The sequence below is a fragment of the Halochromatium roseum genome, assembly GCF_016653315.1.
GTDB lineage: Bacteria > Pseudomonadota > Gammaproteobacteria > Chromatiales > Chromatiaceae > Lamprobacter > Lamprobacter roseus.
This window is the reverse complement of record NZ_NHSH01000046.1, coordinates 60125-85101: the sequence shown is the minus strand read 5'-3', so window position 1 is coordinate 85101 and position 24977 is coordinate 60125. Positions and strand designations below refer to the sequence as shown.

General features: G+C 61.7%; 17 protein-coding genes. 3 read left to right on the top strand and 14 right to left on the bottom strand.

Translation table 11 applies throughout. The annotated features are described in order from the left end of the window. Positions 1-244: 244 nt before the first annotated feature. The 8 genes from CCR96_RS06865 to CCR96_RS06830 all read right to left on the bottom strand — a co-directional run bounded on the left by CCR96_RS06865 (position 245) and on the right by CCR96_RS06830 (position 11296). Positions 245-1513, bottom strand: a complete 1269-nt coding sequence (locus CCR96_RS06865; protein ID WP_201219156.1) for a glycosyltransferase family protein — start codon at positions 1511-1513, stop codon at positions 245-247. Positions 1514-1645: 132 nt separating this feature from the next. After that, positions 1646-1933, bottom strand: coding sequence for an encapsulin-associated ferritin-like protein (locus CCR96_RS06860; protein ID WP_201219154.1), 288 nt, complete (start codon positions 1931-1933; stop codon positions 1646-1648). Between the two features lie 146 nt (positions 1934-2079). After that, positions 2080-3030: an SPFH domain-containing protein gene (locus CCR96_RS06855; RefSeq protein WP_201219152.1), complete on the bottom strand. Its 951-nt coding sequence runs from the start codon at positions 3028-3030 to the stop codon at positions 2080-2082. A 2-nt stretch (positions 3031-3032) separates the two neighbouring features. Then, on the bottom strand, positions 3033-4085 hold the full coding sequence (locus CCR96_RS06850) for an SPFH domain-containing protein (protein ID WP_201219151.1): 1053 nt from the start codon (positions 4083-4085) through the stop codon (positions 3033-3035). Next, the gene (locus tag CCR96_RS06845; RefSeq protein WP_201219149.1) at positions 4085-6418 is read right to left on the bottom strand and encodes a L,D-transpeptidase family protein; all 2334 of its coding nucleotides are present in this window, start codon (positions 6416-6418) and stop codon (positions 4085-4087) included. The genes CCR96_RS06850 and CCR96_RS06845 overlap by 1 nt, the downstream gene beginning before the upstream one ends. A 71-nt stretch (positions 6419-6489) precedes the next feature. Then, the gene (locus tag CCR96_RS06840) at positions 6490-7989 is read right to left on the bottom strand and encodes a SpoVR family protein (protein ID WP_201219147.1); all 1500 of its coding nucleotides are present in this window, start codon (positions 7987-7989) and stop codon (positions 6490-6492) included. A gap of 12 nt (positions 7990-8001) precedes the next feature. After that, positions 8002-9273, bottom strand: a complete 1272-nt coding sequence (locus tag CCR96_RS06835; RefSeq protein WP_201219145.1) for a YeaH/YhbH family protein — start codon at positions 9271-9273, stop codon at positions 8002-8004. Positions 9274-9373: 100 nt separating this feature from the next. Beyond that, the gene (locus CCR96_RS06830; RefSeq protein WP_201219143.1) at positions 9374-11296 is read right to left on the bottom strand and encodes a PrkA family serine protein kinase; all 1923 of its coding nucleotides are present in this window, start codon (positions 11294-11296) and stop codon (positions 9374-9376) included. A gap of 567 nt (positions 11297-11863) precedes the next feature. Here CCR96_RS06830 and moaE point away from each other — a divergent pair. After that, positions 11864-12331, top strand: a complete 468-nt coding sequence (gene moaE, locus CCR96_RS06825; RefSeq protein ID WP_201219141.1) for a molybdopterin synthase catalytic subunit MoaE — start codon at positions 11864-11866, stop codon at positions 12329-12331. On the opposite strand, the gene CCR96_RS06820 is transcribed toward moaE, so the two are convergent. From CCR96_RS06820 to CCR96_RS06810, 3 genes are all read right to left on the bottom strand, one after another. Then, the gene (locus tag CCR96_RS06820) at positions 12328-13437 is read right to left on the bottom strand and encodes an osmoprotectant NAGGN system M42 family peptidase (RefSeq protein ID WP_201219139.1); all 1110 of its coding nucleotides are present in this window, start codon (positions 13435-13437) and stop codon (positions 12328-12330) included. The two genes, moaE and CCR96_RS06820, sit on opposite strands and share 4 nt — an antisense overlap. Continuing rightward, positions 13434-15182, bottom strand: a complete 1749-nt coding sequence (ngg, locus tag CCR96_RS06815) for an N-acetylglutaminylglutamine synthetase (protein ID WP_201219137.1) — start codon at positions 15180-15182, stop codon at positions 13434-13436. The genes CCR96_RS06820 and ngg overlap by 4 nt, the downstream gene beginning before the upstream one ends. A 70-nt stretch (positions 15183-15252) precedes the next feature. After that, complete coding sequence (locus CCR96_RS06810) at positions 15253-17028, bottom strand: N-acetylglutaminylglutamine amidotransferase (RefSeq protein ID WP_201219135.1); 1776 nt, start codon at positions 17026-17028, stop codon at positions 15253-15255. A 638-nt stretch (positions 17029-17666) separates the two neighbouring features. On the opposite strand from CCR96_RS06810, the gene folE reads away from it, so the two are divergent. Both folE and CCR96_RS06800 read left to right on the top strand, forming a co-directional pair. Beyond that, positions 17667-18305 (top strand): GTP cyclohydrolase I FolE, encoded by a 639-nt coding sequence (gene folE / locus CCR96_RS06805; RefSeq protein WP_201219399.1) that lies wholly within the window; start codon positions 17667-17669, stop codon positions 18303-18305. Positions 18306-18482: 177 nt separating this feature from the next. Continuing rightward, positions 18483-19541, top strand: a complete 1059-nt coding sequence (locus CCR96_RS06800) for a zinc-binding metallopeptidase family protein (protein WP_201219133.1) — start codon at positions 18483-18485, stop codon at positions 19539-19541. Positions 19542-19557: 16 nt separating this feature from the next. Here CCR96_RS06800 and CCR96_RS06795 read toward each other — a convergent pair whose 3' ends face one another. The 3 genes from CCR96_RS06795 to CCR96_RS06785 all read right to left on the bottom strand — a co-directional run bounded on the left by CCR96_RS06795 (position 19558) and on the right by CCR96_RS06785 (position 24764). Next, complete coding sequence (locus tag CCR96_RS06795) at positions 19558-20373, bottom strand: sterol desaturase family protein (protein ID WP_201219131.1); 816 nt, start codon at positions 20371-20373, stop codon at positions 19558-19560. A gap of 9 nt (positions 20374-20382) precedes the next feature. Next, positions 20383-21159, bottom strand: coding sequence for a TIGR04283 family arsenosugar biosynthesis glycosyltransferase (locus CCR96_RS06790; RefSeq protein ID WP_242518667.1), 777 nt, complete (start codon positions 21157-21159; stop codon positions 20383-20385). 140 nt (positions 21160-21299) lie between these two features. Further along, positions 21300-24764, bottom strand: a complete 3465-nt coding sequence (locus CCR96_RS06785; RefSeq protein WP_201219129.1) for a transglutaminase family protein — start codon at positions 24762-24764, stop codon at positions 21300-21302. Between the last annotated feature and the right edge of the window lie 213 nt (positions 24765-24977).

The following is a 24977-nucleotide window of genomic DNA, read 5'->3' as shown; positions in this document are numbered from 1 at the left end:
TAAGACTGTGCAGGGCTGAGCATGGAGTGTCGCCCATGTCGGTTGACGACCGAGGCACAGCTCAAGCGGCGATCAAAAAAACCGCCGCTTTAAGCATAGTATCAACGCGGGTATCCCCGAGACCAACCAGAACAACGATCGGTTAGCGTAAAATAAGTGCCCCATTGTTCCGGATTGCGACGCGCCATGAACATGAGCACAACACTGCACTTGTTCGCGCATTCGCTGCAGCGCCTGACCGGGCTCAAGCAGACACATGATCCGCCTCAACCGCTTCTAGCAGCCGCTCATAGACCAGGGGAAAACTATAGGCGACGCGGTTCCAGGAAGGGATGAGCTTTGCCTCCTGAGGACCCTTGGTCTGCATCCAGGCATCCCAGAGGAACCCGCGGAAATGACCAGCAGCCGCCTCTTCCTGATAGAGATCGTAGGAAAGATCGTTCACATCCGCGTCATAGCTGTACTTTCGCACATAGGTCAGCGCAGTCTGATAGTAGGTGTGCAGCAGCATGTCGACATAGGCATCGTCGAGCGGGACGCCATGCGAGCGCATGTAGGTCAGATAGAACTTGGCGATGTCGACCACCATCCGATGCAGCCCCTTAGAGGTATCATCGGGCGACAGCTCCTGGTGCTTATGCTCGTAATTCGCGGCCAGATCGATCTGCGCAACCTGTCGACGCGTCAGCTGATCGTAGACCTGTGACAGGGTTGCCACCTCGAGCCCCCAGTCATAGGCAATGTTGAGGCCCCGAGCGAGGTCTGAGGTAAAGCAGAATTCGCCAGCCAACGGATACTTGAATCCGCGGTGGTACTCGAAAAAGCGTTGCAGCTCGGGCAGCCCCTGATTGCACATCACGCGTGACAGCGTATCGACGAAGGGGGTCACGAAAAGCCGGGTCACGCGCCCTTTCATCGAACGCTCACTCGGCGAGATGCGCGCGTAGTAGCCTTTGCAGAACTGGAACGCGTTGTTCGGGTTAGCAACCGGCTCGATCAGCCGTCCGAGCATGGTGCGGTCGTAGGTGACGATATCGCAATCGTGCAAGGCAATGGTATTGGCCTCCGCGCGTGCAAACAGATAGCCGAGGGTCACCCACACCGATTGCCCCTTGCCTTTCTGCCCCGTGGGTATACCTCGCTCGCCCAGCTCAGACAGCAATCCCTGGACGCGCGGCCCGTCGACCCAGACCACCCGCACCAGACAATCCGGCCTCGCCAAGCGCCCGAAATAGGCCTGCGCCTCGCGGAACTGTTGCTCCTCAGGTGCCCCGCCGAGGGCGACGACGATACTGCGGAGATAACGCACCTCGCCGATCCGCTCGACGATCCGATCGAGCACATCGCCATTACTGATCTCGCTGAACAATGAGGGCAGCAGCAGGCACATATGATCCTGCTTGGCATGCGCCTCGAGCTTGCACTCCAGCCGTGTCAGATAATGATCAGCATCAAAGGCCTCATGCAGCCCGTGCAGTGTCGTGATCTGGGGCTCTTGGTGAAAATCGGCCATGCGCTATCAACTCCTGCCATGGATTGCGGCACGATTGACCGCAGGCGCAGCCGACCAGAGAGACCAGCCAGCTGCTTGATCATCATGCACTAGGTACCCAACAAAGCGGCACCGGTCGCGCGATGGCGCAGGCTATGCATGCGCTATCGGCTTGTCGGTGAACAGGTAATCCTTAAGTTCGTCGTCGAATTTCGAATCACGCCGCCGAATCCACTCAAGCACCATCGCCGCATGCTCCTTCTCTTCATCGCGGTTGTGCGCCAAGATCGCGCGCAGTTCCGCGTCCTTGCAGGCATCGACGCGCTGGTTGTACCAGTCGACGGCCTCAAGCTCCTCCATCAGCGACAGGATCGCGCGGTGCATATCGCGCGTTTCGTCCGACAGTTCAGTGATCGGCTCGTGATAACCCTCGTTGGACATCGCTTGTCTCCGAAACTGGAGCCGCGGCAGGCGGCCTTGGAATAAAACGAGCGAAGCCGAGCCAAAACAGCTGCGCCTCCGCTAGACGCATTGTCCGAGTCCACGCGAAAAATTACAACGTGCGCTGACCCCATTGAAACCTGATACTAGGAGAAGACACTCGGGTCCAGAGAGAGTCCCGAGGCCGCAGCGCCACTGGCGCTGGCCCCGCGGCCCGCGGCACCCACCGAGACCAGCACTTGGGCATCGCGCGGCAGCACGTCGACCTCAGCACCGGAGGCGATCAGCTGTTCTGTCTCCATCACCTCCATCACCGCCGCCAGCGTCTCCGGGTCCTCGCGCGCGATCTCATTCAGGGCCTCACCGACCACCCGCGGCCGGGTTGCCGCCGCCTCGGCCATCTTCTGTGAGACCTTGAAGGCGGTCTCGCTCTTGATCAGCCCGACCCGGTTCTCGCCATCCTGCTTCATCGCGCTGGTCACTTGGATCAGGCGCTTGACCACCTTTTCGGTGATGTTGTCGACCATCTGGCGATCCGTAAAGGCGACCTTGCGGATATACACCGAACCCAGCTTGTAGCCCCACTTCTCCGACAAAGGCGAGACTGTGGCCCGGACCTTGCGGCTGAGCTGATGGCGATCCTCGAGCATCTTGTCCATCTCCAGATTGGAGAGCGTCGAGATGGTGGAGCTGGCAACATTGGCCTGCAGCGAACCTTCGGGGTTGGCGTTGGTGAACAGGTAGGCCACGGGGTCGCAGACCTGCATCTCATACCAGATGCCAACCCCCATCGGCGTGCCCTCCTCGGAGTTCACCATCAGATCACGCAGGTAATACTGCCGCAGCGCGGTATTCACCAAGTACCGTTTACCGAAGAAGGCCACCAACAGGGCCTTGGGGCCAAAATAGGCGATAGGAAAGCGAAGTCCTGGCTCATCGAGGGTTCCGATGACCTTACCGAACAGCGTAAACACCTGGGATTCGCGCTCGCGCACGACAGCGTAGAGACCGAGCTGGCGCGCGATGCTCAGCACGACTGGGATCGCGATGATCCCAAACACGAAGGCAATCAACGGGGCCATGCTCGACACTGGCATGATCAGGCACCTCCGCGCGAAGCATGATCAGCGCCGGCAGTTCCGGTCACGATCGCCGCGCCTTCATGGGCGCTCGGACCCGCGACCTGCACGATGCGTTTCGCCTGCTTCAGCAGCGGGATACGCATGTTACGGATGTAGGCGCTCAAGGCGGCCGCACCCCCTGTGCGCTTAATGCCCATCAAGGTCGCCGCCAGCTCGCGCAGCGGCGCGACCTCGGCCTGAGCATTATTGCTGGCAATATCGACGGCGCGCTTGCTCATGGTGATCTGCTGCTCCGCATCGGCGCGGGCCGTACTGATATCGGCAGCGACCTGATTGCGCGTGCTATTGATCGCCGAGAGGGCTCGGTCGACCTCGTGCGGTGGGTCGATCTGGGTAATCAAAGCCGCATCCAGCTCGATCCCATAGCGCGCTGCAGTGGAGCGACACTGGCTCTCCATATAGTCGTTGAGCAGCGGCAGGTTCTTGCGCAAGTCATTGATCGAGACCCCTTCGGTCAGATCCACCGCCGCGGCCCCCGCCTCGCCTGAAACATCGCCGGTGTCGACCAGGCTCTGCCCTTTCGGGTCAACGAAGTTCGCGATCCGCTCGCGCAGCACCGCGATGAAATAGCCCATCACGTGCTCAAGGGGGCTATCGACGCCAAAGCAGTTGGCGTAAAGATTACCCTCGGCGACGCGGAAGCGGATCTGGCCGTCGACGCCGGTGGTGAGATTATCCTTGGTCACCGCCTCGATCGTGGTCTGGCGTTTGGTTGGGTCCCAGGTCAGATCAATGGACTGGGTCGCGACATCGACCTTGTGGACCTCTTGCCAGGGCCACTTGAAGTAAGGTCCACCCGGGCCGATCACCCGCAGCTGCGGAAAACGATACCGCTCCCGCTCGTCTTCATTGAGATTCTCGTCAGCGACCCACTGCTCGCCGAGGCGCACAGCGCGACCAAAGGACGTGAGTACCGCGCGCTCGTTCGGCTTCACGGTGTAGAGCGCCCGGATGAAGACCTTAACGACGACGAAGACAACAACACCCAGAAGGAAGGAAGCGAGCAGCATCAAAACCCCCGTGACTGGATGAGCCCATTGGCATCCATCGCTTGCATGCTGGAATCCGGTGAATGCCAGCGCGCCATCGGCTGGTCAAGACCCAGGTCGGCACTGGTGAAGCGCTCATTCATCGATAAACCCCGCCAAGGCTTCTGCACGGGCTGTTGATTTGACGATGCCTCCGGCGAAGTGGCATCCGGCTGACTCGAGTCCGGCGCCTGCCCGGCAGGTTGTGCCGTCCTCGGCGCGGCCCGATCGGGTGACAACAACTCATCAGCCTCGCCGTCATTGTGAGCAGCTACGCTTGGCTTAAGCCCCGCTTCAGTGGTCAAGCTGGACGCAAGCGACTCAGCCGTCTTATCAGCCCTCTTATCAGCCCTCTTACCGGTCGCGGTTGGCGTTGGCATCGCCGTCGTCGTCGCCGAAGACTGCAGTTCGGGCTCAGTCGCTGGAGGCTCTCTAAACACAATACGGTCAGCTCGACTAGGGCCGCCGAGCCTGGCGAGCAGGCTTGCATCGCGCTGATAGAGGTCGTTTCTAAAGCTGACGCGGCCCTGCTCGTCAGCGCGCGCGGTCAAGTAGTAGAGCAGCACGGGCAGGTGCTCGTCGAGATTCACATAGCGGGTGCGGCCACTATCGACGACACGGTTGATGACGCTCATGTCCCAATTCTGCCCGATCAGAACCTCTCGAGCCAGGTCGAGCGGTTCCTGAACGCGCACGCAGCCGTGACTATAAGCGCGGCGACCGCGCGCGAAAAGATGGCGGCTCGGTGTATCGTGCAGATAGATCGCATGACCATTCGGAAACATGAACTTGACTTTCCCGAGCGCGTTCTTCGGGCCAGGCTGCTGGACCAGGCGATAGCGACGATGGTCAGTCGGCGTCGCCGGATAAGCCCGCCGACCGGTGCGCCGATCGATCACATGATAGTCACTCGAAACGCCGCGCATCTTCTTCTGGATCGAGGGCGGCACCGACCAAGTCGGATTGAACACCAAATATTCCATCTCGTCACGGAACATCGGCGTCTGATTCTCGGCGGTACCGATAACGGCCCGCGTGCTCCAAACCGGCTGATGATCACGCACCAGCTCGATCTGGTAGGCGGCAATGTCGACCAACAGATAATCACTTGGTAGTTCGTGGTAGAGCCAGCGCATTCGCTCCAGGTTGGCGCGAATCTCGGCAAGGCGATCTTCCAATGGATGATTCAAGGCCGCTAAGGTGCGTGGCCCAATCACGCCATCCTGGGCTAAGCCAGAACGGCCCTGGAACTCCCGCAGCGCCTCATAGAGGGCCTTATCATAGAGATCCGCATCCGCCGTCAGCGGGACCTCATCACCATCGAGCAACGCAAGCTGTTCGCGAATTCGCGGCACGCGCGAATCGCGCATACCAATCTTGAGATTGGGCCCAGCAGGCAGCGGCGTCCAACCGCCCTCGCCTTGCAGTCGCTCACTCAGCGCCAGATAGCGCGCATAGCCGAGCTTGAGTTGCTCGTAGAAAGGCGCATCCGGCAACACCGCGTCGACTGCCGCCGACAGCGCATCCGCAGCGAGAACCTCTTGCATCTCGGCCTGTAACGCAGCGGCATCGACCGAGGCGACGAAGGTCCAATCAGGATTGATCTCTTTCGGGTTGTACTTACCGTACTGGAGATGATGCAGATAGCGGAGTAAAGCATCGCTGAGGATCAGCTCAGCACGCCAGCGTGCGGAGCTAGCGTCATTCGCCTCCAGATCATGCGCATCCAAGTCATGCGCCGCCAAGAGTCCCTGAATCGCGTCGGCATTAAAGTCCTGGGGGTCTAGGCCGTGGGCGACACTGCCCTGCGCGAGGTCGCGCATCGAGGCGGCCTGAGCGGGGTTCCAGGCGTGGCGAAAATCGCGTGCCGCGTAGAACTCACGCAGCAGGCGCGGAGAGAACAGCGACAGATCCTCCATCGCCTGCTCAAGCGCGTCGCCAGCATTCGCGACACCGACTTCCTGTAACGTCGCCAGATCATCGGCAGTCGGCTGGTCAGAGAGCAGACCCTCACCGGAGAGGAGGCCCTCAAGCGGGGGCTCGGGTGAGTCCGCCGCAGGCCCGGTCGCATCGAGAACCGCCCCGGCGAACGGTGGGCTCTCAGCAGGCGACGGCAACGGCGATTCAGGAGCGGCGCCTTGCGCTGTCGCACGCCGCCCAGAACCGGACTCGGCCGCGGCTTCTGAGACAACCGAGGCGGTCGAAATAACCTCCCGATCCTGTGCGAAAACGCAGGACGGGCCGAGCATCGCGATGGAGAGCCCGATCAGCAGACAACCGATCGGAAAGGCGCCGACCGGGAAGTAATTCGACATCGACCGCGTACCCCGTTTGGTGATCAAATGCCTCGCCTTCCCGACCCAATCTGTGCCGATAGCGAGCCCGATTAGGTCTCTCCGACGAGCTGAACGCGACCATGCTCGTCGACTGCTTCCATCCGCACGTCAAAGCCCCACAGGCGGTGGATGTGCTTCAGCATCTCGTCGAGAGAATCGCCTAATGGACGACGATTGTACCGAAAGTGCCGCAGCGTCAGTGAACGATCGCCACGCACATCGACATTATAGACCTGGATGTTGGGCTCGCGACTGCCAAGATTATATTGGTCGGCGAGCCGTTGCCGAAGCTGCCGGTAACCGGTTTCTTCGTGGATCGCGGTGATCTCGAGGGTGTCTTCGCGATCGTCGTCAGAGACGGCAAACATACGAAATTCGCGCATCAGATGGGGCGACAGGAACTGCGCAATAAAGCTCTCGTCCTTGAAGTTGCGCATCGCAAAGTCGAGCGTCTTTAGCCAATCCTGTCCGGCCATGTCGGGGAACCAGTAGCGATCCTCGTCAGTCGGCGCTTCGCAGATGCGACGAATATCGCGCATCATCGCAAAGCCGAGCGCATAGGGATTGATGCCGCTGTAGTACGGGGAATCGAACGGCGGCTGATAGACCACGTTGGTATGCGACTGCAGCACCTCGATCATGAAGCCGTCTCCGACCATACCCTGATCGTAGAGCCGGTTGAGCAGTGTGTAATGCCAGAAGGTCGCCCAGCCCTCGTTCATGACCTGGGTCTGGCGCTGCGGATAGAAATACTGCGCAACCCGTCGCACGATGCGCACGATCTCGCGCTGCCAGGGCTCGAGTAGCGGCGCGTTCTTCTCGATAAAATAGAGCAGGTTCTCCTGCGGCTCAGCCGGGAAACGACGCTCATCGAGCCGTCCTTCCTCCTTATCAATCACCGGCAAGGTGCGCCAGAGGTCATTCACCTGTGACTGCAGATAGTTCTCGCGCTCGGCCTGCCGACGTTTTTCTTCGGCCATCGACAAGGGTGAAGGCCGTCGATAACGATCGACGCCATAGTTCATCAGCGCATGACAGGAGTCGAGCAGTAGCTCGACCTGCTCAGTGCCGTAACGCTCTTCGCACTCGGCAATGTAATTGCGCGCAAAGACCAAGTAATCGATGATAGCGTCGGCGCTGGTCCAGGTCCGGAATAGATAGTTGCCCTTGAAGAAGCTGTTGTGACCATAGCAGGCATGCGCGATCACCAACGCCTGCATCGGCAGCGTGTTCTCCTCCATCAGATAGGCGATGCAGGGATCGGAGTTGATCACGATCTCATAGGCCAGACCCATCTGCCCGCGCCGATAGGTCTGCTCGGTTGCAACAAACTGCTTCCCATACGACCAATGATGGTAGTTGATCGGCAGCCCAACCGAAGAATAGGCATCGATCATCTGCTCTGATGAGATCACCTCGACTTGATTGGCATAGGTATCGAGGCCAAACTCATCATGAGCCACCCGCGCGATCGCTTGATCAAAGCGTTTCAGCAGCGGAAATGTCCACTCAGAGCTATCGGAGATGATCTGCTTGCTTGCGCTTGCCATAGCGATTTACCACTAAGCCTCTTGTCGTTTGAAGAGCTCGCGGAACACCGGGAAGATGTCTTCGGCGCCATTGATCTCTTCCATCGCAAAGTGCCGATGCACCGCTTTCACGTCTTGGTAGGCATACCACAGGCTTTGATGCTGCCGCGGCGTGATCTCAACGTAGGCGTAATAACGGATCAGCGGCAATAGATCCTGAATCAGCAGATCACGACAGATGCTCGAGTCGGAATCCCAGTTATCGCCATCCGAGGCCTGCGCGGCATAGATGTTCCAGGTCTCGGAATCGTAGCGATCCCGGATCACTTCATGGGCCAGTTGCAACGCGCTGGACACCACCGTGCCACCGGTCTCGCGTGAGTAGAAGAACTCTTGCTCATCGACCTCTTGCGCGATGGTGTGATGGCGGATAAAGACGACATCGATCTTGTCATAGTTGCGCTGCAGGAAGAGGTACAACAGGATAAAGAAGCGCTTGGCGAGATTCTTGCGCACCTGATCCATCGAACCGGAGACGTCCATGATACAGAGCATCACGGCCTTACTCGTCGGCTCGGGGAGCTTGGTGAAGGATTGGTAACGCAGATCGAAGGTATCGATGAAGGGCAATGCCGCGATGCGGGTCTTGAGCCGATCGATCTCCTCCCGCAGCGCAACGACCTGTGCATCGGTCTCCGCGATCCCGGAGGCCAGCAGTGTCGCCAGTTCCTCTTCGAGCGCGCGGATACGACCACGATAAGGCGCCCCTAACGCCGTCCGCCGAGCAATGGCACCACGCAACGAGCGCACCACATCGATGTTGCTCGGCGCGCCCTCGGTCGCATAGCCGGCGCGTACGGTCTTGAACTCGGTCGTACCAACCAACTGGTTGCGCACCAGATTCGGCAGCTCAAGGTCGTCGAACAGAAGATCCAGGAACTCCTCGCGCGACAGTTCGAAGACGAAATCGTCCTCACCGCTACCACCGCGGCCAGCGCGCCCCTGCCCGGCCCCTTGACCCTGGCCACCTTCTGGGCGCTGCACCCGGTCACCGGCCTCGAACTCCTTATTGCCCGGATGGACCATATCCCGCTGACCGCCCGGACCATGATGGAACTGCGGCTCCGAGATGTCCTTGGACGGGATACCGACCTGCTCACCACCGTCGATATCGGTAATGCTCCGGCGATTGACCGCATCGGACGCAGCCCGCTTGAGCTGCGTCTTATAACGTCGCAAGAAGCGCTGCCGATTGACAGTGCTCTTGTTCTTGCTATTGAGACGGCGGTCGATGAAGTGAGACATAGGCGGCTGTGTGATTCCGGTTACTCGTCCTTCGCTGACGTTACTAATCTTGGCCTGGCGACCTTTGACCTGGCGACCTATTGGTTAACGAGCCTCTAGGCTACTGCGACTTGCGCACGCGTAGATACCACTCGGAGAGCAGGCGCACCTGCTTGGGCGTGTAGCCCTTCTCGACCATCCGATCGACGAATTGTTCGTGCTTCTTCTTCTCGTCGCTTGACGCCTTGGTGTTGAACGAGATCACCGGCAACAACTCCTCGGTGTTCGAGAACATCTTCTTTTCGATCACCACGCGCAGCTTCTCATAACTGGTCCAGCGCGGATTGGAACCATTGTTGTTGGCCCGTGCGCGCAGCACGAAGTTGACGATCTCGTTACGGAAGTCTTTCGGATTGGAGATGCCAGCCGGCTTCTCGATCTTCTCCAGTTCTTCATTCAACGAACCGCGATTCATCATCTCGCCGGTGTCTGGATCGCGGTATTCCTGATCCTGAATCCAGTAGTCGGCATAGGTCACGTAGCGGTCGAAGATGTTTTGACCGTATTCAGCGTAGGATTCCAAATACGCCGTCTGCAGCTCCTTGCCGATGAACTCTGCGTAGCGTGGTGCCAGGTATTGCTTGAGGAAGCCAAAGTAGCGGTCCTGCACCTCTTGCGGAAGATGCTCACGCACGATCTGCTTCTCGAGCACATAGAGCAGATGCACCGGATTCGCGGCGACCTCGGTGTGATCGAAGTTAAACACCTGCGACAGGATCTTGAACGCGAACCGTGTCGAGATGCCAGACATGCCCTCATCGACACCGGCGTAATCACGGTATTCCTGTACCGACTTCGCTTTTGGATCGGTATCCTTGAGATTCTCGCCATCGTAGACGCGCATCTTCGAGAAGATACTGGAGTTTTCCGGCTCCTTCATCCGCGTCAATACCGAAAACTGCGCCATCATCTCCAGCGTCCCTGGCGCGCAGGGTGCCTGATTCAATGAGCTGTGGCGCAGCAGCTTGTCGTAGATCTGTTTCTCTTCGGTGACCCGCAAGCAATAAGGCACCTTGACGATGAAGACGCGATCAAGAAAGGCCTCATTGTTCTTGTTGTTACGGAACGACTGCCACTCAGATTCATTACTATGCGCCAGGATGATGCCCTGGAACGGGATCGCTGAAAGCCCCTCAGTAGCGTTGTAATTGCCCTCCTGGGTCGCGGTCAGTAGCGGATGCAGCACCTTGATCGGCGCCTTGAACATCTCGACGAATTCCATCATGCCCTGGTTGGCCCGGCAGAGTGCGCCCGAGTAGCTATAGGCATCGGCGTCGTTCTGGGCGAAATGCTCAAGCTGACGGATGTCGACCTTGCCGACCAGCGCGGAGATGTCCTGATTGTTCTCATCCCCAGGCTCGGTCTTCGCAACCGCAACCTGCTCGAGGATCGATGGATAGAGTTTGACGACGCGGAATTTGGTGATGTCGCCGTTGTACTCCTGCAACCGCTTCACCGCCCAGGGCGACATGATGCTGCGCAGGTAGCGAGTCGGGATGCCATAGTCCTCCTCGAGGATCTTGCCATCCTCCTCGGGCGAGAACAGCCCGAGCGGGGACTCGAACACCGGAGAGCCCTTGATGGCGTAGAAGGGTTTCTGCTGCATCAGCTCCTTGAGCTTCTCAGCCAGAGACGACTTACCCCCGCCGACAGGGCCGAGCAGGTAGAGGATCTGCTTCTTTTCCTCAAGCCCCTGCGCCGCGTGTTTGAGATAGGAGACCAGGTGCTCGATCGACTCTTCCATGCCGTAGAAGTCAGAGAAGGCCGGGTAGCGCCTGATGACCTTGTTCTGGAAGATGCGACTCAGCCGCGGATCATCATGGGTATCGATGAGCTCGGGCTCGCCGATAGCAGCCAACAGGCGCTGAGCGGACCCCGCGTAGGCCATCGGGTCGCTTTTGCACAGATCCAGATACTCTTGCAGACTCATGTCCTCTTCGCGGGAGGACTCATATCTGGCCTGATAGCGCTCAAAGATCGACATTCAAGATACCTCGCTCGGAAATCACGATCGGGAGGCGCTGCCTTAGCGTGGCTTTCGCCGCCGCTGCACGGGCGCGCCAGTCATTCTGTTATCTCGGCCTGTGCTCTCTAAGAGATGAACGCCCCAGGCCCGTTATGCAAGCGTCTCCTTCGTTTACGCCATCCGGGACCCCACCGGTGCTTCTGCGGGGAACAGCCGGATCTGCTCGGGGAGTCTGCCTCGGCAGCCGGGCTAGTCATGACAATCTGTGCAAACTCTGCGCCACGCTCCGGAGTGGCGCGCCGGCACTCGATGTTCAGCCCCGATAATGCCAGCATCAGGTGCCCTGACGTCAAGCAATCGCACCAATTCGGTGCGAAATGACGACTGGTCTTGGTGCACTAGGCCCACCCCTGAGCCGCCACCGGTTAGACAGTCATCGCCGCCCTGGTTCAGACCTGATCAGCCAACACCCAGCGACCGACGCACCGATGGCGATCAGACCATCCTGATCCTGAAGGCGGCCGCTTAGCGACGATCTGATTGAGCGACAATCTGATTGAGCGAACGTAATTGGGAGATAAAACGATGAACGACACGCAGATTCGCATCCAAGCGACCCCCTTTGACCCCTTTGCGGAGCAGGATGAACTGCGCCGCGGCCAACCGCAGATCGGCGCCCTGGTCGCCTTCGTCGGCCTGATGCGGGATCTCAACCAGGGCGCAGACATCCGCGCGATGACGCTCGAACACTACCCTGGCATGACCGAGCGCGCCCTCGCGGCGATCGCCGACGAGGCGCGACGCCGTTGGCCGCTTGAGGGGATTCGTATCCTGCACCGCGTCGGCCGGCTCGAGCCGGAAGACCCCATCGTGCTGGTCGCGGTCACCAGCCGGCACCGAGGTGACGCCTTCCGCGCCTGCGAGCTGATCATCGACTACCTGAAGACCGACGCCCCCTTCTGGAAGAAGGAGCACACCGAGCACGGCGAGCGCTGGGTTGAAGCGCGCGACAGCGATGGCAGCGCCAAGGACCGCTGGCGTAATGAAGGTTAACCAGGCACGGTCGGAAACCCAGCGCGCGGCCCCATCTCGAAGCGGTCACGCGCATACAGTGGCGGCGATTGCATGTAGATCGCGACCAGCTCGGCGAGCGACTCCAGCGCCTCCTGGTGGATGCGCTCATACCCATGCGAAGCATCGATGCCGAAGGTCACCAGGGCCGTGCGCACATCATTACCGGCCTCGAGCGCCGCAGCACTATCCGATCGGTAATACTTAAACACATCGCGCTGATGCGGGATCTGGAATTCCTGGCAGATCTGGATGATCCGATGCGTCAGGTGATAATCAAACGGGCCACCCATATCCGCCATGCAGATGGTCGCGCCGAACTCGCTCGAATTCTGCCCCGGCGCGGTGGTGCCGTTATCGATGGTCAGCATCTCGGCAACATCTTTATGTAGGGCCGCTGACGCACCGGAGCCGACCTCTTCTGAGATCGTGAACAGCGGATGACAATCAACCGGCAGCTTGACTTCACTCTCCCGCACCGCCTTGACCGCCGCCAGCAACAAGGCCGCACCCGCCTTGTCATCGAGATGACGCGAGTTGATGTAGCCGGTCGCCGTGATCTCCGGCGAGGTATCGATCGCGATGAAATCGCCGACATGCACCCCGAGCTGCAGCAGACCGGGGAGGTCGTAGACGCGCTCGTCGATGCGAAACTCGACAAAATCCCAGCCGCCCTCCTGCTTGTCGATCTCAGGCCCAAAGGTATGCCCCGAGGCCTTCAGCGGCAGAATGGTGCCGCGGTGCTGGCCTATATCGGTGAACAGGGTGCAACGCGCGCCCTCGGCAAAGCGGGAGTTCCAGTGGCCGACCGGAACCATCTGCAAGCGCCCATTCGGCTTTAACGCCTTGACCATCGCCCCGAGGGTATCGATGTGCGCGACGATGGCCTTGTTCGGCCGCGCGGACTCGCCCTTCAAGGTCGCCCGGATGGCACCCCGGCGGGTCAACTCGAAGGGCACGTCAAGACGCTCCAGCTCTTCGCAGACGAGGTGCACGACGCGGTCGGTATAGCCGGCCGGACTCGGCGTGAAGAGAAGTTTGAGCAGGATCTCGAGCAGGTACTCGGTGTCGATTCGAAGATGCTTCAAGCGCTAAGCTCCCGGGCTGCGGTCTGCGGAAAGAGCAGGTCAACGAAGCGCTCAGCGGTCGGTTGCGGCTCGTGATTGGCCAGCCCCGGACGCTCATTGGCTTCGATAATGACGTAATCGGACGCGGTGACGTCTGGCACTAGAAAATCCAGGCCCGTGACTGGAATGTCAAGTGCGCGAGCCGCCTTGCAGGCGGCTTGCGCTAATGCTGGGCTCAGATCAGCGGTAACGTCATGGATGGTGCCACCGGTGTGGAGGTTGGCGGTCTTGCGCACGATCAGCGTCTGCCCATAAGGCAAGGTGTCATCCATCTTGAAGCCGGCCTCGCGCACGCAGCGCTCGGTCTCGTCATCGACCGGAATGCTTGACTCGCCGCTGGTGGCTGCACGCCGACGCCGGCTCTGGATCTGGATCAGCTCGCCAATACTGTGCGCCCCGGTGCCGACGATCTGCGCTGGCTTGCGAATGGCCGCGGCCACCACTTGGAAATCGATCACGATAATACGCAAGTCCGCCCCGCTGCAGAATTGCTCAAGGATGACGGTCTCACAGATCCGACGGGCATTCTTGATCGCCCGCTCAAGATCATTCGGATCGCGGATATCGACGCTGATACCCGCGCCTTGCTCGCCCCGCGCCGGCTTCACCACCACACTGCCGTGCCGGGTCAGGAAGGCCTCCGCCTGATCCAGTGCCTCATAGGCGCACTGATCCGGCACCTTCAGGCCAGCACCTCGTAACAGACGCTGGGTCACGGCCTTATCATCGCAACGGCTCATCGCCACCGCGGTGGTCAGCTCGCTCAGCGACTCACGGCAAACGATCCGTCGCGCGCCCAACCCGAGGGCGAAGTAGCCGGCCTCAGCGTCAACCACCTCGACCCCGATGCCCCGCCGCCGCGCCTCGTTGACGATGATCGCCGCATAGGGATTCAACTTCGCCGCTGGTTGCCTGCCGATGAACAGCGGCTCGTTGTAGGCATTCTTGTTCTTCAACGCAAACACCGGAACGCGCTCAAAACCGAGCTTCTCATAGAGGCGGATCGCGCCCTTGTTGTCATGCATCACCGAGAGATCCAAGAACGCACGGCCACGCGCCTGATAAAACTCAGCGACCTGACGGACCAGCGCTTCACCAATGCCAGGATAAGGCGCCTGCGCATCAACCGCCAATGCCCAGAGGCTCGCGCCACGCTCGACGTCACTGAAGGCCTCGACATGATCGATGCCATTGACGCAGCCCAATATGCCACCGTCCTGCTCATCCATCGCAACCCAGAACTGCACCACCCGCGAGGCCCGCTGCTGCCAGATGAACTCAGCACTCGGTGGTACCATCCGACGCGATGCATACAACCGGTGAACCGCCTCGGCATCGGCACGATTGTTGAGCAGCCGTACCACAAAGCCCTTTGGCCTGCGAGGCGAATACTGATAGCGATCCAACCAGAGGCGAAAGGTATGTGAGGGATCGAGAAACAGATCCTGCGGCGCATAGGAAAGCACCACGTGAGGATCACGCAGGTACATGGCCACGTCGCGCCGGCCGTCGCCCTCCTGTTGCAGGCACTGCGCCAGTTGCTGCGGATCATTGAAGGTCTGGCCAAAGATCAGCCGACCCCAGCCGCAGTCGACAGCGGTCTCCGACCAGATCTCGTTTTCGTGTCGGCGCTTGTTGTCCCAGCTACTCACCGACTGCGCTCGCCGACGTTCGAGCCGGTGATGGATGTGCTCTCGCGTGCTCATTGCGCTGTCCCCTCGCCCGGATTGTCCGGTTATCGTTTCTCGTTACAACTTCCGCCGCAGGCCGAGCACGTCAGATCCCCTGCTCTTGCAGCCAGAGCTCCAGCAGCGTCACCTGCCACAATTTGGAGCCGCGCAACGGTGTAATGTGCTCATCTGGTGCATCGAGCAGTTGCTGCACATAGGCCGGTTGGAACAGCTCACGCTCGCGGGCACGCTGACTGAGCACCGTCTCGCGCATCATCTCGAGCACCTCGCCACGCGGGTACTTCAGGGCCGGGACCGGGAAGTAGCCCTTGGGTCGGTCGATGACCTCGCTCGGGATGATCCGCCGCCCAACCGCTTTCAGCACACATTTGCCGTCATCGCAAAGTTTGTGCCGCGCCGGCATCCGCGCCGCCAACTCGACCAGCTCATGATCGAGGAAGGGCACGCGTGCCTCCAGGCCGGCAGCCATGGTCATGTTGTCGACACGCTTGACCGGATCATCGACCAGCATGATCTGCTGATCGATGCGCAGCGCCTTATCGACCGCCGCCTCGGCGCCCGGGATCGCGAAATGCTCGCGGATGAAGGCGCGGCTGTAGTCCTCGCCATGCAGGCGCGGATGCACCGCCTGCAGATACTCGGCATGCTCGCGGTCGCAGAAGACGCGCGCATAATCGGCCGCCGGATCTTGGCTCTCGAGCATCGGTGGATACCAGTGATAGCCACCAAAGACCTCGTCAGCGCCCTGCCCGCTCTGCACCACCTTGACGTACTTAGCCACCTCTTGCGAGAGCAGATAGAAGCCAATCACATCATGGCTGACCATCGGCTCCGACATCGCCCGCACGCAGCCAGGCAGGCTCGAGAGCAGCCGGTTGCGCGAGTCGACCTGGATCTTGTGATGGTCAGTCGCATAGTGTTTGGCGATGATGTCCGAGTACTGGAACTCATCGCCGACCTCATCGCCGACGCTCTCGAAGCCGACCGAGAAGGTATTCAGCCCGCGCTGGCCCTGCTCCGCCAGCAGGCCAACGATCAGGCTCGAGTCCAAACCACCAGAGAGCAGCACACCGACGTCGACATCGGCCACCAGACGGCGCTCGACCGCGGTGCGCAGCGCGGCCAGCAGCTGCTCCTGCCAGTCCTCGAAGCTCATGGCCTGCTCTTCGGGAATGGCGACGAAGCTCGGTTGCCAGTATTGATGATCACGCACCTGGCCATCGGGCTCGATAACCCGAATCGTCGCTGGCGGCAGCTTCCGAACGCCACGCAAAATGGTGTAAGGCGCCGGCACCACGGCATGGAAGTTCATGTAGTAGTTCAGCGCCACGGGGTCCAAGTCGGTCTCGACACCACCGGCGGCGAGCAACGCCGGCAGGCTCGAGGCAAATCGCAAGGCGCCGGGCAACTCGGCATAGTAGAACGGCTTGATGCCGAGCCGATCACGCACCAACGTGAGCCGCCCGCTGTCGCGCTCGGCCATCGCAAAGGCAAACATGCCATGGAAGCGCTGCACGCAGTCCGGCCCCCAGGCATGGAAGGCCTTGATGATGACCTCGGTGTCGCTGTGCGAGAAGAACCGATAGCCTTTGCCGATCAGTTCCTCGCGCAACGCCTTGTAGTTGTAGATGCAGCCGTTGAAGGCGATGGTCAGCCCCAGCTCGCTGTCGACCATGGGCTGATTGCCATGGGTGCTGAGGTCGATGATGCTGAGCCTGCGGTGGCCGAGCGCGATCTGCGCCTGCTGAAAGAGACCACTGCCGTCGGGTCCGCGGGCCTGCATGCTCTGGTTAACGGCCGCCAGCGCACCAAGATCGATGGCCTGGCCGTCAAAACGGATTTCACCGCAGAATCCACACATCTGGACATCCTCAAGACTAGATTGGGTTAGGGCTGAGCTTCACCCTGCTTCGCCTGCCCGGAAGAGGGCGCGCTTGCGTCACGGTAGCCTGCATCGCGCGTCGCCAGCTCTCAAGCCGAGGCAATGGCTGCACGGGTATCGAATCGGCGTGCCAGGGGCATCGCCAATGGAGGGTAGCAAGCGCCGGGCCGGACACAGGGAGGCCCGAGCCAAGAGACCAAGACGGCGCCAAGAGGCCGTCGCTGCAGTCAGTCGGTCTGCAAGCTTCGAGCTGTGGGCACCGATAGGCGGTCGTGCACCCTCGCTGGGAACGCACTAGCGGAGATCGAATGAGGCGACTCCGGTCGATTTGATCGCGCGGGAGCGTCTACAGCCCCACTTGCCCAAGCTCGTAGGTTGAACATCGGGCCGCACTGAGAAGACGGCTGCACCGTCAGATTGAGCACTAGTTTAACGAATCCGACCCGAGCCTTCCATCCAGGGCTGCCGATCCGCAGGCCAACCGCTCGCCAGTCGGTCACCAGGTCGGTCACCAGATGGTCACATTTCAATGCGAGGAGCTCGAGTCTTCGCTAGCATAGCTGTCGGTCGCCCAGGGGCGTCCGGCCAGATTGGAGGCCAGATTGGAAGAAAAACATATGCCCGCAAACACCAAGCGCTCGCGCCTCACCACTGAGGGACATTACGCTGATAGTTTTGAGCCAACCAACGAACAGGAGGTCTATGACCCGCGCAAGGAGCACCTGATCCACGAGATGCTGACCGAACTCGGCGAAGATCCGCAGCGTCAGGGTCTGAAGCGCACCCCGCTGCGCGTCGCCAAGGCCTTCGATTTCCTCACCAGTGGCTATGCAATGTCGGCCGAGGAGATCATCAAGGCGGCCTTGTTCGAGGAAGATGTCCGCGAGATGGTGATCGTGCGCGATATCGAGTTCTACAGCCTCTGCGAGCATCACATGCTGCCCTTCTTCGGCCATGCGCATGTTGGCTATCTACCCAACGGCAAGGTCGTCGGCCTGAGCAAGATCGCCCGCGTGGTCGATGTGTTCGCGCGCCGGCTGCAGGTGCAAGAGCGCCTGACCAGCCAGGTCGCCAATGCCTTGATGGATCACCTCGGCGCGCACGGCGTCGCCGTCGTCGTCGAGGCCAGCCATACCTGCATGATGATGCGCGGCGTGCAGAAACAGAACAGCACGACGGTGTCGAGTGCGATGCGCGGCACCTTTGAATCCGATGCCCGCACCCGCGCGGAATTCATGGGTTTCCTGCATCGTTGACCTGCATCGTTGACCTGAATCTTGGCCGATTCCGATTCATCCGTCGGGGTCGCATGTCGCCATGGTCGTTCGTCACGCGCAAGACATCCACGCGCGCCGAATCGCTGATCGCGATGCTCCGATGAGATCGCCGGCCACTCAGGCCGAAGCATCCCCCGAGCCACCGACGAGGTCCGCATGAAACTCTTCAGCTGCGCGAACTGCGGCAATGTCCTCTACTTCGAGAACACCGCCTGCACGCACTGCGGGCTGCCGCTCGGCTTCCTTCCGGACCCGCTGTGCCTCACGCCACTCAAGCAGGTCGATGCCGACCTCTGGCAGCCGGTCGGCGGGCAGGGCCACTATCGGATGTGCCAGAACTATGCCCACCAAGGGGTCTGCAATTGGATGATCGAGGCCGAGCGCGAGCAGACCTTCTGCGCGGCCTGCGACCTCAACGGCACCATCCCGGATCTCTCGGTGGCCGGCAATCATGAACGCTGGCAGACGATGGAGACCGAGAAGCGGCGCCTGATCTACTCGATGCTCCAACTCGGCCTCCCCGTGGTGCCGCGCCGGCTCGACCCGGCAGGGCTCGAGTTCGCCTTCCTCGCCGATACGCCGGCCAGCTTCAGCGAGCGCGGCAAGGTGATCACCGGCCATGCCCAAGGGCTGATCACCATCAATCTCGCCGAGGCCGATCCGGCCGAGCGCGAGCGCATGCGCGAGCAGATGGACGAGCCCTATCGGACCATCCTTGGCCATTTCCGGCATGAGTCCGGCCACTACTACTGGGATCGACTGATCCGCGACAGCCAATGGTTGACGCCGTTTCGCGCGCTGTTTGGGGATGAGACGCGGGACTATGGACAAGCGCTCGAGCAGCACTACCAGACCGGTCCGCCCAGCACCTGGCCCGAGCACTTCATCAGCGCCTACGCCAGCATGCACCCCTGGGAAGATTGGGCCGAGAGCTGGGCGCATTATCTGTTGATGGTCGACGCGCTGGAGACCGCCTACCAATTCGGCCTCAGCATCCGCCCGCGCGCCGGCAATGACGATTCACTGGCTGTCGACCACGGCTTCGACGCCTATCGGGCGATGTCCTTCGACAGCATCCTTCAGCATTGGCTACCGCTGACCCTGGCGCTCAATAGCTTGAATCGCAGTATCGGCCACGAGCATGCCTATCCGTTCGTGCTGGCATCCCCGGCGATCGAGAAACTGCGCTTTGTGCATCGCGTCGTCAGAGCCTGACGCGCTTGACGTCTGGCTATCTTGACTGAGCCGGAGTTCGCATCGGCGCCAGCGGCAGCCGTAACAGCCGCGTGATGGTCTGCCAGGCAGGCTCGTCATGATGACCGGTGCCAAAGACGATCTGATCCAGATCCGGGCGCAGTCGGAAGCTGCCGAACAGCCGATCCCAGAACGAGAACAGCGTCCCATAGTTGGAATCGGTCTCGGCGCGGATGTTGGAGTGATGCACCCGGTGCATCGAGGGCGGCACGATTAGCCCGCGCAGCCGCGCATCCCATCGGCTCGGCACCCGCAGATTGCTGTGATGGAACAGGATCACCGGCAGCATCAATGCCTTGTACAGGATCAGCTGGGTCAGGCCCATGCCTAGCGCGAGGATGATGAGCGGGTTCAGCAGCGATGAGATGATCAACTCGCCCGGATGGAAGCGCAGGGCGGTGGTCGCATCCATCGCCGGATCGGTATGGTGGACCTGATGGAAGCGCCAGAGGAACGGGATCTCATGGTTGGCCCGATGCCAGGCATACATCCAGAGATCGAACAGCAGGATTGCCAAGGCCAGCTCAATCAGGGTCGTGATCGGACCCGCGCCGAGTCGCTGATCGAGCGACAGCCAATGCAACAGTCCGATGCCCTGCTGCTCAGCAAAGGCGATCACAGCCAGCAGCAAGGGCGCGAGCAGCACGCCGATCGCGCCGTTCAGCGCCGCCAGCGTGCCGTTGCGCAAGCCATGGCGCCAGCGCTGCTCGCGCCCGAGGTAGAACGGCATGCTGCCTTCCAGCACCAACAGCAGCGTAAGCGCGATCAGGCCAATAATGAGGTCTGGGGTCATCGGGATCGGTCAATCGTGGTCTTGCGGGTCTTGTTGATATCGCGGGTCTGGCGACGGCTCCAATCCGCGCCGCCCCTCATAGCGTCGTCGCAGCGATTCCGGAGAGGCGCCCAGTGAATAGCGCAGCATCAGCTCGGCATTCAACACTTGTTGGCGCAGGATGCCGTTTTCCAGGAACCGCACCGCTGAGGTGGTCACCGCCGCTGGCAGCTTCTTGATCCGGGTGCGACGGCGCGCGCGGCTCAGCAGGTCGACATCCTCGAACAGCGGCCAGTCGGGAAAGCCGCCGATCGCGCCGAAGAAGGCGCGGCGAATCAGAATCCCCTGGTCGCCAAAGCTGGTCAGTGAGCTGTCGAAGCGCGAGAAGAAGGCATAGCTAGCGAGCAGCCAATGCGCCTGGTCGAAGCGCAGCCGGAAGCAGGCGAGCTGCGTCCTGGGATCAGCGAAGGCATCCCGCGCGAGCGCGGGCGCCTCGGCAGGCAGATCGGTGTCATCGTGCAGGAACAGCAGCAACGACCCCAGCGCGCGCGCGGCACCCGCATTGCACTGGGTCCCGCGCCCGCGCGTTGCCCGTAGCCGCTGAATGCCGGTGCCAGCCGTGGTAGCCGTGGTAGCCGTGGTAGCCGTGGTAGCCGCCGTGTCCAGCGGTTCCGCGTCCAGAGGCGGCAGATCGGACGGTTCGACAACGATGATCTCGGCCTCGGGAAACAACCGCCGATGCCCCTCGATGCGCGCCGCCAGCGACTCACTGAACTGCCGCGTTGGAATGATGATCGACAACCTCAAGCCTGGCCTCCTCTCGTCATCAAACCTCTCGCCTCGTCCGTCGACCTCATCGGCTCCAATTCAGCCCCCTTCGCTCAGCATCACCCCAAAAGCCAAGCGCAAAGCCGCCCAGCTCCATACGGCCGGCTCGCGCTCATCAGTCACAAACAACCCGGCGTCCACCGCAGATCCAGCGTATAGGGATGCTCGCCCGCTGGCTCCTCGGGCGGCGGATCGATCTCGCCCGGGGTATGTCCCATGTGCCGAAAACGGGCGATGCGTCGACTCTCGGCCTCGTAGCTATTGACCGGGAAGCGCTCTTCGGCGCGCCCGCCCGGATGCGAGACATAGTAGCTGCAGCCACCCAGACTGGCCCGATTCCAGAGATCGACCACATCGAAGATCAGCGGGCTCTGCGCCGGGATGGTCGGATGCAGCCCCGAGGGCGGGCTCCAGGCCTTGAAGCGCACGCCGGCGACGAACTCGCCCTTGCGTCCGGTCGGGCGCAGCGGCAGCCGACGGCCATTGCAACTGACGATGTAACGCGCGCTGGTCAGGCCATCGACCTTGATCTGCATCCGCTCCACCGCCGAATCGACGAAGCGCGCCGTGCCCTGCGCGGTCACCTCCTCGCCTAGCACATGCCAAGGCTCGATCGCGCCGCGCAGTTCGAGCTTGATGCCATTGCCGGTGATCAGGTCGCCATAGTGCGGGAAGCGGAACTCGAAGAACGGATCGAACCAAGCCGCGTCGAAGGCATAGCCGGCGCGTTGCAGATCGCAGATGACATCTTCAAAGTCCTGACGCACGAAATGCGGCAGCAAGAAGCGATCATGCAGCTCGGTGCCCCAGCGGATCGGCGCGCGGGTGTAGGGCTGCTTCCAGAACCGCGCCACCAGCGCCCGCAGCAGCAGCATCTGCGCCAGACTCATGCGCGCATGCGGCGGCATCTCGAAGGCGCGAAACTCGACCAGCCCCTGGCGACCGCTGGCCGAATCCGGCGAGTAGAGCTTGTCGATGCAGAACTCGGTGCGATGGGTGTTGCCGGTGACATCGACCAACAGATTGCGCAGCACCCGATCGACGATCCAGGGCTGGGTCACCTGCCCGGCCGGCATCTGCTGGAAGGCGATCGCCAGCTCATAGAGGCTATCGTCGCGCGCCTCGTCGACCCGTGGCGCCTGACTGGTCGGGCCGATGAAGGTGCCCGAGAACAGGTACGACAGGCTTGGATGATGCTGCCAGTAGGTGATCAGGCTCTGGATCAGATCCGGCTTGCGCAGCAGCGGACTGTCGGCTGGGGTCGGACCGCCGAGGGTCACATGGTTACCACCGCCGGTGCCGGTGTGGCGGCCATCGAGCATGAACTTCTCGGTGCCGAGCCGGGTCTGGCGTGCCTCTTCATAGAGGATCTGGGTATCGCGCACCAGCTCATCCCAGGCGCTGGCCGGATGCACATTGACCTCAATCACGCCTGGGTCCGGGGTCACCGCCAGCTTGCGCAGCCGGGCATCGCGCGGCGGCTCGTAGCCCTCGATGATGATCGGCTGCGCGGTCTCGGCGGCGGTGGCCTCGAGCGCGGCGACCAGCTCCAGCCAGTGCTCGAGATGGGTCAGCGGCGGCATGAAGCAGTACAGCCGACCCTCGCGCGGCTCGATACAGAGCGCGGTGCGCACCAGCTCGGCCGGGTAGTCATCGGGCAGCGAGGCCTGTTCGGCGAGCGGTTGACGATGATCCTCGGGCAACGCCTCGCGGCCATGGCGTCGGGCCAGCTCATCGGGCCGCGGCCCTTGCTCGTTGATGATCTGGCGCGGCTGCGTCGGCTCGACCAAGCGGCTGTAGCGCTGGGCGATCTCATCATAGGCGGCCTGCGGAACCCCCTTCGAGTCGCTGGCGCGACGCGGCGAGGTCAGCGGCGCCACCGGCTCGAATGGATCGCGCGGCGGATGCGTATCCAGCTCGCCATCGGGCACATAGGGCAGCGCGTCGAGCGGCAGCCGATAGCCCATCGGCGAATCACCGGGGATCAGGAACAGATTGCCATCGCGCAGCGCCCAGCGCCCGCTGACCCAGCCCGAGCGCGGCTGGCCATCCGGCCCCAAGGGTGCCGGCGTCAACCCCGCCCAGCGCAACGGCAGCGCATAACCGGCGACCCGATCCAGGCCCTGACTGAACAGCCGCGCCAAGCGCGCGCGCTCGATCGGGTCCTTCAGCTTGCTGTCGAGCGGATTGACATTCGCCGGCAGCCGCGCCTCGCGCCACAGATAGTAGAAGACATCCTCATAGGCCGGCTGCGCATGGCTCGGATCGACCCCGAGCTTGGTCGCCAGGGTGCGGATGAACCGCTCCGCCTGCTCCGGCCCCTGACCGCGATCGGCGCGCTCATCGCCCATCAGCGCCTCATCCCGCCAGACCGGCTCGCCATCCTGGCGCCAGTAGCAGGACAAGGCCCAGCGCGGCAACTGCTCGCCCGGATACCATTTGCCTTGGCCGATGTGCAACATCCCGCCTGGCGCGAACTGGCGCTTCAAGCGCAGCAACAGCTCCTCGGCCAACAGCTTCTTGGTCGGCCCGAGCGCGGCGATGTTCCACTCCGCGCCCTCCATGTCATCGATCGAGACGAAGGTCGGCTCGCCGCCCATGGTCAGGCGCACATCGCCGGCTTGCAGCTCGGCATCGACGGCATGACCAAGCGCCTCGATCGCCGTCCACTGCTCATCGGTATAGGGCTTGGTGACCCGCGGGTCCTCATGGATGCGCTTGACCCGGTTATGGAAATAGAACTCGACCTCGCACTCATCGGTCGCGCCGGTGATCGGCGCCGCCGAGACCGGATCGGGCGTGCAGGCGAGCGGGATATGGCCCTCGCCCGCAAACAGTCCCGAGGTGGGATCGAGCCCAACCCAACCGGCGCCCGGGATATAGACCTCGGCCCAGGCATGCAGGTCGGTGAAATCCTGCTCCGGCCCGCTGGGGCCATCGAGCGCCTTCACATCGGCGGTCAACTGCACCAGATAGCCAGAGACGAAGCGTGCCGCCAGCCCGAGTCGGCGCAGCGTCTGCACCAGCAGCCAGCCGGTATCGCGGCAGGAGCCACGGCCCAGGGTCAGGGTCTGCTCGCAGGTCTGCACGCCGGGCTCCATGCGGATCACGTAGCCGATCATCTCCTGCAGGCGCTTGTTCAGATCAACCAGAAAGTAGACCGTCTCGCGTCGGGTGCGGTCGATGCTGGCGATCCACTGATCGAGCCGATCGCCCTGATCCTTCAGCTCCAGATAGGGCGCCAGTTCCTTGATCAGTTGCGGGTCGTACTCGAACGGATAGTGGAAGGCATACTCATCGACGAAGAAATCGAACGGATTGATGGTGATCATCTCCGCGACCACGTCGACCTCGACGCTCAGCGACCGCGTCTTCTCCGGGAACACCAACCGCGCCAGATAGTTACCAAAGGGGTCCTGCTGCCAATTGAGGAAATGCCCGCTCGGCTCGACGCGCAGCGAGTAGGAGCGGATCGGCGTGCGACAATGCGCCGCCGGGCGCAGGCGCACGGTATGTGGCGCGAGCGCGACTGATCGATCGAAGCGGTATTCGGTCTTATGATTAAGCGCGACTAGGATGGCCATCGACGGCGTGGCTCCTCACTGAAAAGGCGGACGGGATGGGCGGTACTCTACCCTGAAATCGCGGCCCGAGCGCCGCGTAATCTTGGCCAGAGCGCGGCGTCTCCACGGCCCGAGCGCCGTGCATCTCGGCAATCGGCCGCCAGCTAGCCTCGCTGGACCAGGGATGCGCGTAGGCTGATAAACCAGCCTCTCTCGAACAGGAACCGCAGGCGC

What these genes read in the sequence shown, in the direction of transcription:
- CCR96_RS06865 (WP_201219156.1), bottom strand. Translation starts at nt 1,513, where the DNA reads ATGGCCGATTTTCACCAAGAGCCCCAGATCACGACACTGCACGGGCTG.
- CCR96_RS06860 (WP_201219154.1), bottom strand. Translation starts at nt 1,933, where the DNA reads ATGTCCAACGAGGGTTATCACGAGCCGATCACTGAACTGTCGGACGAA.
- CCR96_RS06855 (WP_201219152.1), bottom strand. Translation starts at nt 3,030, where the DNA reads ATGCCAGTGTCGAGCATGGCCCCGTTGATTGCCTTCGTGTTTGGGATC.
- CCR96_RS06850 (WP_201219151.1), bottom strand. Translation starts at nt 4,085, where the DNA reads ATGCTGCTCGCTTCCTTCCTTCTGGGTGTTGTTGTCTTCGTCGTCGTT.
- CCR96_RS06845 (WP_201219149.1), bottom strand. Translation starts at nt 6,418, where the DNA reads ATGTCGAATTACTTCCCGGTCGGCGCCTTTCCGATCGGTTGTCTGCTG.
- CCR96_RS06840 (WP_201219147.1), bottom strand. Translation starts at nt 7,989, where the DNA reads ATGGCAAGCGCAAGCAAGCAGATCATCTCCGATAGCTCTGAGTGGACA.
- CCR96_RS06835 (WP_201219145.1), bottom strand. Translation starts at nt 9,273, where the DNA reads ATGTCTCACTTCATCGACCGCCGTCTCAATAGCAAGAACAAGAGCACT.
- CCR96_RS06830 (WP_201219143.1), bottom strand. Translation starts at nt 11,296, where the DNA reads ATGTCGATCTTTGAGCGCTATCAGGCCAGATATGAGTCCTCCCGCGAA.
- moaE (WP_201219141.1), top strand. Translation starts at nt 11,864, where the DNA reads ATGAACGACACGCAGATTCGCATCCAAGCGACCCCCTTTGACCCCTTT.
- ngg (WP_201219137.1), bottom strand. Translation starts at nt 15,182, where the DNA reads ATGAGCACGCGAGAGCACATCCATCACCGGCTCGAACGTCGGCGAGCG.
- CCR96_RS06810 (WP_201219135.1), bottom strand. Translation starts at nt 17,028, where the DNA reads ATGTGTGGATTCTGCGGTGAAATCCGTTTTGACGGCCAGGCCATCGAT.
- folE (WP_201219399.1), top strand. Translation starts at nt 17,667, where the DNA reads ATGCCCGCAAACACCAAGCGCTCGCGCCTCACCACTGAGGGACATTAC.
- CCR96_RS06800 (WP_201219133.1), top strand. Translation starts at nt 18,483, where the DNA reads ATGAAACTCTTCAGCTGCGCGAACTGCGGCAATGTCCTCTACTTCGAG.
- CCR96_RS06795 (WP_201219131.1), bottom strand. Translation starts at nt 20,373, where the DNA reads ATGACCCCAGACCTCATTATTGGCCTGATCGCGCTTACGCTGCTGTTG.
- CCR96_RS06785 (WP_201219129.1), bottom strand. Translation starts at nt 24,764, where the DNA reads ATGGCCATCCTAGTCGCGCTTAATCATAAGACCGAATACCGCTTCGAT.